At 61.4% G+C, this 4,936-nt stretch carries 4 protein-coding genes; all 4 read left to right on the top strand.

The features are described 5' to 3' along the window. Positions 1 to 379 precede the first annotated feature (379 nt). The 4 genes from C814_RS10845 to C814_RS10835 all read left to right on the top strand — a co-directional run bounded on the left by C814_RS10845 (position 380) and on the right by C814_RS10835 (position 4,685). Complete coding sequence (locus tag C814_RS10845) at positions 380 to 1,504, top strand: flagellar hook-length control protein FliK (RefSeq protein WP_016317864.1); 1,125 nt, start codon at positions 380 to 382, stop codon at positions 1,502 to 1,504. 18 nt (positions 1,505 to 1,522) lie between these two features. Continuing rightward, on the top strand, positions 1,523 to 2,476 hold the full coding sequence (locus C814_RS22175) for a flagellar hook assembly protein FlgD (RefSeq protein ID WP_016317863.1): 954 nt from the start codon (positions 1,523 to 1,525) through the stop codon (positions 2,474 to 2,476). A 30-nt stretch (positions 2,477 to 2,506) separates the two neighbouring features. Next, positions 2,507 to 2,896: a TIGR02530 family flagellar biosynthesis protein gene (locus C814_RS10840; RefSeq protein ID WP_016317862.1), complete on the top strand. Its 390-nt coding sequence runs from the start codon at positions 2,507 to 2,509 to the stop codon at positions 2,894 to 2,896. Positions 2,897 to 2,987: 91 nt separating this feature from the next. Next, positions 2,988 to 4,685: a flagellar hook protein FlgE gene (locus C814_RS10835; RefSeq protein ID WP_016317861.1), complete on the top strand. Its 1,698-nt coding sequence runs from the start codon at positions 2,988 to 2,990 to the stop codon at positions 4,683 to 4,685. The last annotated feature ends 251 nt before the right edge of the window (positions 4,686 to 4,936 follow it).

The raw sequence follows: 4,936 nt of genomic DNA, 5'->3' as shown, positions 1-4,936 counted from the left end.
TGCATTTAAGGGGCGACGCCCCTTAAAGAACCCCGCGCCCCCAGACAAACGCTCATGCTCAGGGCTGACTTGCACCCTCGGATGCCCCCAGACAACGAAACCTGCATAGATTTCAGAAGCAGACGAAGCACCCAGCCCGAAAGGGAGGGGCACACGGGGAGGGGTCGCTGACCCCTAGCCCGCGACTGCGAGCCGCAGCGAGCGTTTCGAGGCCAACCGCCGCAGGCGGCTCTTAGGCCGAGATGCAGCCCGCAGGGTCGTCGCGGCGAAAGCCGCGCTTCGGGCCAAAGGCCCGGGAAGACCCGAGAAGGGCGCTTTGCGCCCGGAAGTTTGGTCGGGAACCAAACTTCCTTTGCACTGAAAGGAGGTGAAACAGAAAATGGAACAGATGATGGTACAGGCAGCGGCCCCGGTACAGGGTGTACAGGGCGTGAGCTTCCGCGCATTGCAGGGCGCGCTGGCCGGACAGCAGCCGGTTGGCGACGGATTTGCGATGCTTTTCCAACAGCTGATGGGCGCGCTGAACGGGGAAGGCGACCCGATGGCCGCGCTGCTCGCCCAGATGGGGCAGATGCAGGACGACGCGGAGGACGAGGGCGTTGAACTGGGGATGCAGATGATGGCAGAGATGCTGCTCTCGGGCAACCCGCAGGCGGCGCAGATCCTCGAACAGCTCGGGCTCGAGCCCGAACAGGTACAGGCGCTGGCGCAGGCCGGGCAGGATGCCGGACGGGTGGCGCAGATCGAAGAGATGCAGGCCCCGGTGCAGCAGGCCGACACGGCCGCGGGCGAACAGCCGGCGGAACAGGCGCAGGACACCATCCAGGTTTTTGCGGCAGGGCAGAACAGCCAGCCGGAGGAACCGGGGGAGGACGGCAGCCTGATGCAGGGCGAGCACCAGTTCCGCAATGCGGTGCAGATCGCGCGGGAAAAACTGGGCGGGCAGTCCAAAGAGGAGGGCCAGCCGGTGGACGTGGACGCTTTGCAGGCGCACGCGAACAGCTACCGGTTCGAACCCGCACAGCCGATGCAGAAGCTCGAAGCAACCATGCGGCCCGACCCGCAGGAGGTGGTCAGCCAGCTCCGCGACGGCATCCTCGACCGGCTCGGCAAACAGGACGAATTCGTGGTCAAACTCAAACCCGAAGGGCTTGGGGAAATCACGGTGAGCCTGACCCAGCAGGACGGTGGGATCGCCATGAAGCTGGCGGCGTCCAGCCCGCAGGTGGCAAAGCTCATCAGTGAGCAGGTGATGTCGCTGCAAAACGCGCTGCGCCCGCTCCACGCGGAGGTCACCGAGATCTCGACGATCGCGCCGCAGGCGGCCGAGAACGCCGCACAGTACAGCGCTTTCTCCGAGCAGCAGCAACAGTTCAGCCGGCAGCAGCAGTTCACCGGCGGCGGTGCGCACCAGAGCGCGCGCGGCGGCATGGACAGCGGCGAGGAACCGGTTGAATGGGACCCGCAGGTCCGGTTGGACGACACGCTCGACGCCTACATTTAACCGAAAGGAGGAGAGGCAATGTCGACAATTGGCAATACCAACACCAGCTACGGCTACCGCGACTGGTGGAACGAAAACAAGTATAAAGACCCGTCCGAGTGGACCGCCCCCCCAACCGACGGGACCAGCGGCACGACCAACTGGGGCGTCAAGTTCGAGGAGGATGACAAGGCTGTAAAGGTCGAAGACTTCCTCAACCTGATGGTCGCACAGCTCCAGAACCAGGACTTCATGAACCCGGTGGACGACACCCAGTATGTCACCCAGCTTGCGCAGTTCGCAACCATGCAGCAGATGCAGGAGCTTGCCAGCTACCAGAAAACCAACTACGCCATCTCGCTGGTGGGCAAGAACATCACAGCCGCAAAATTCGGCGTGGCGGGCAACCTCATCAAGGAAACCGGCGTGATCCAGAAGGTTTCGCTGGTGGATAACTCGTATGAGGTCACCGTAAACGGGAAAAACTTTACCCTTGACCAGATCATGGAGATCAACGATAATAAGACTGGTTCCAGCTCCGGCTCCAATACCGGCTCCGACACCGACAAGCAGGCTTACCTGCTCTCGCTGATGGGCAAAAACGTGGAGGTCAAGACCACCGACGAGGACGGGAAGACGGTCAACGTACAGGGGGTCGTAAACAAGGTCTCGAGCGAGGACGGCAAGTATCAGGTCCAGATCGGCGACAAGTGGTACCCGCTCGACAACGTGATCTCGGTGGACGGTGAGGAACCCGATATCGAGCTCGACCCGGATAAGGTCAGCGAGCTGGCCGCGATGGTCGGCAAGGAGGTTACCGTCAAGATCAAGGACGAGGACGGCGACCCGGACGAGAAAACCGGCAGGGTGACCAAAATTTCCACCAAGGGCGGGGAATACCGGCTCATGATCGGGGACGAATGGTACCTGATGTCCGACGTGGTGAACGTGCGCGAGAGCAGCGACACCCGCAATGTTTGGTACGAGACCTGATTCCGAATTTGAACAGAAAGGGGTGGGCGGATGGATCAGCTTCTGATTCAGCGCAGACTGAATATCCCGGTTGTGACCGGAACCCCCGCTGCAAGCCCGGTCGCCCCGCAGCAGGAACAGGCGCAAGCCTCCTTCCGGGAGGTTCTGGACGAGCAGCTCGCCAAAGCCGGCGGCCTGGCATTTTCCAAACATGCGGCTGCGCGGGTGCAGCAGCGGAGCATCGAGCTGACCGAAAACAGCCTGGAGCGGCTCTATGAAGGGGTGCGCATCGCGCGGGAAAAGGGCATGGATGATACCCTGATCCTGGTCGATTCCACCGCGTTCATCGTCAGCGTGAAAAACGGTACGGTTATCACCACGCTCGGCGGCGACCTTCGGGGCAGCGCAATTACAAACATCAACGGGACGGTTATTGTCTGACCGGACTTCTCTGCAAGAGGTCAGCGCGGGCCTCGACTGACCGAAAGGCCCGCGCCCGTCCCGGCGTTATAGAACAAGGAGAAATAGATAGATGGTAAGATCAATGTATTCCGGTGTTTCCGGCCTGCGCTCGCATCAGCAGCGGCTGGACGTCATCGGTAACAACGTTTCGAACGCCAACACCTACGGTTTCAAATCCAGCCGCGCAACCTTCCGCGACATGTTCTACCAGAACGTGCGCAACGCGGCGCAGGGTACCTCCAGCCGCGGCGGTATCAACCCGTCCGCGATCGGTTACGGCGCATCGCTCTCGAGCGTCGACCTGCTGATGGAGGTTTCTTCCATGACCCCGACCGGCAACCCCCTCGACGTGGCGATCACCGGTGAGGGGTTCCTTCAGGTCATGGACAATGACGGGAATATCTTCTACACCCGCGCGGGTATGCTCGACGTCGACCCGACCACCGGCTATCTCGTGGACGGAAACGGTTACTTTGTCCTCGGCACCCAGGCCAAGGACGCGACGGTCGGTATCGTCGGGCAGGAGCCGGGCACCAGCCGCATCAAGATCGAGCTGCCCACCCTCGACGCGAAGCAGGCGTCGGTCACCAAAAAGATCGGCGGCAACGAGTTCACCATGACGGCAAGCAACGTCGGCGACGCGGGCAACGCGAGCATCAACTTTTCGCTTGCCTACGATATGCCGGCTGGCCAGGATATCGAGGTTGTCATCTCGGGCAACAACATTGAGGTCAATGTCAACCCAACCGCGACCTTCAGCGGTGTGGATAACTTCATGGAGATGGTCAACACCGCGATCACCGATAAGCTGGGCGAACAGCATCCGGCGGGCAACTTTACCCTGAACATGGACCCGCCGATCGTCATGGCGAATATGACCGAGACCTATCCGAACGGTGAGATTACCGGTGAACAGCTCATCAAGAGCGATGCCGGCCCGGTCGGCGGCGGGCTGACCCTGAGTGAAGATGCGGCGGACAGAGGAATCCAGTTCATCGCAAAGAAACTGGGTTCCGCATTCTCGGCCAACGGCGCGGCGGACACAAACCCTGTCCAGATGGGAGCGCTCACCATCACCAAAAACGGCGCCGGAGACACGGCCACATGGGACATTGAAGTCAATGGGTATAAACAGACGGGCCTCACTTTTGCCGCGCTGACCGGTTCGGCGGGCGTTAAGCTCGAAAGGACTGGCGGTGGCGCTGGCGGTGCTGCGGCCGACCCGAACGATTATTTTGTTATCAGCATCCCGAAGTCCTATTTTGTATATGACGATACCACGAAAGAGTATAATCTGCCGCAGAACCCGATTACAGACCTCGGTACGGCAACCAAGCAGCGCCCGTCCGGCAACCTCGGCCTGAACGCCGGGTTCCAGCTCGAGGGCGGCACCGAGGGCGGCCCGCAGACGATCATGAACATCACCGGGTTCGGCATCGGCGCGGACGGTACGCTGACCGGCCAGGCGGGCGGCGAACGGCTGATCTTCGGCCGGATCGACCTTGCCAACTTCGACAACCCCAAGGGCCTCCAGCAGAGCGGCAACAGCTACTTTGCCGAGACCCAGAACTCGGGCAAACCGCAGTATGCGGTGCCGGGCGAGGACGGCACCGGCGCACTCAAGAACAGCGCGCTCGAGATGTCCAACGTTGACCTCGCGAACGAGTTTTCGGATATGATTACCACCCAGCGCGGCTACCAGGCGAACTCGCGCCTGATTACCGTTTCGGACACGATGCTCGAAGAGCTGATTAACCTAAAACGATAATCTGACAGGCTGAATGGCAGAGAAGGAGGCATAAGGGGCAACGGAAGTTTGGTTTCCCGACCAAACTTCCGGGGCGCAAGCGCCCTCCTTCGGGGGACTTCTCGGGCCTTTGGCCCGAAGCGCGGCATACGCCGCGACGCCCCCTCGGTTTGCCTTACGGGCTAGGGGTCACCGGGCGCATGTTGTTTTGGGTTCCCGACCAAAACAACGCCCTTCGCTTCTCGGGCTTTCAGCCCGAAGCGCGCTTGCGC

The organism is Anaerotruncus sp. G3(2012), from assembly GCF_000403395.2.
Classification (GTDB): Bacteria; Bacillota; Clostridia; order Oscillospirales; family Ruminococcaceae; genus Anaerotruncus.
This window is presented reverse-complemented; position numbering and strand designations above follow the sequence as displayed.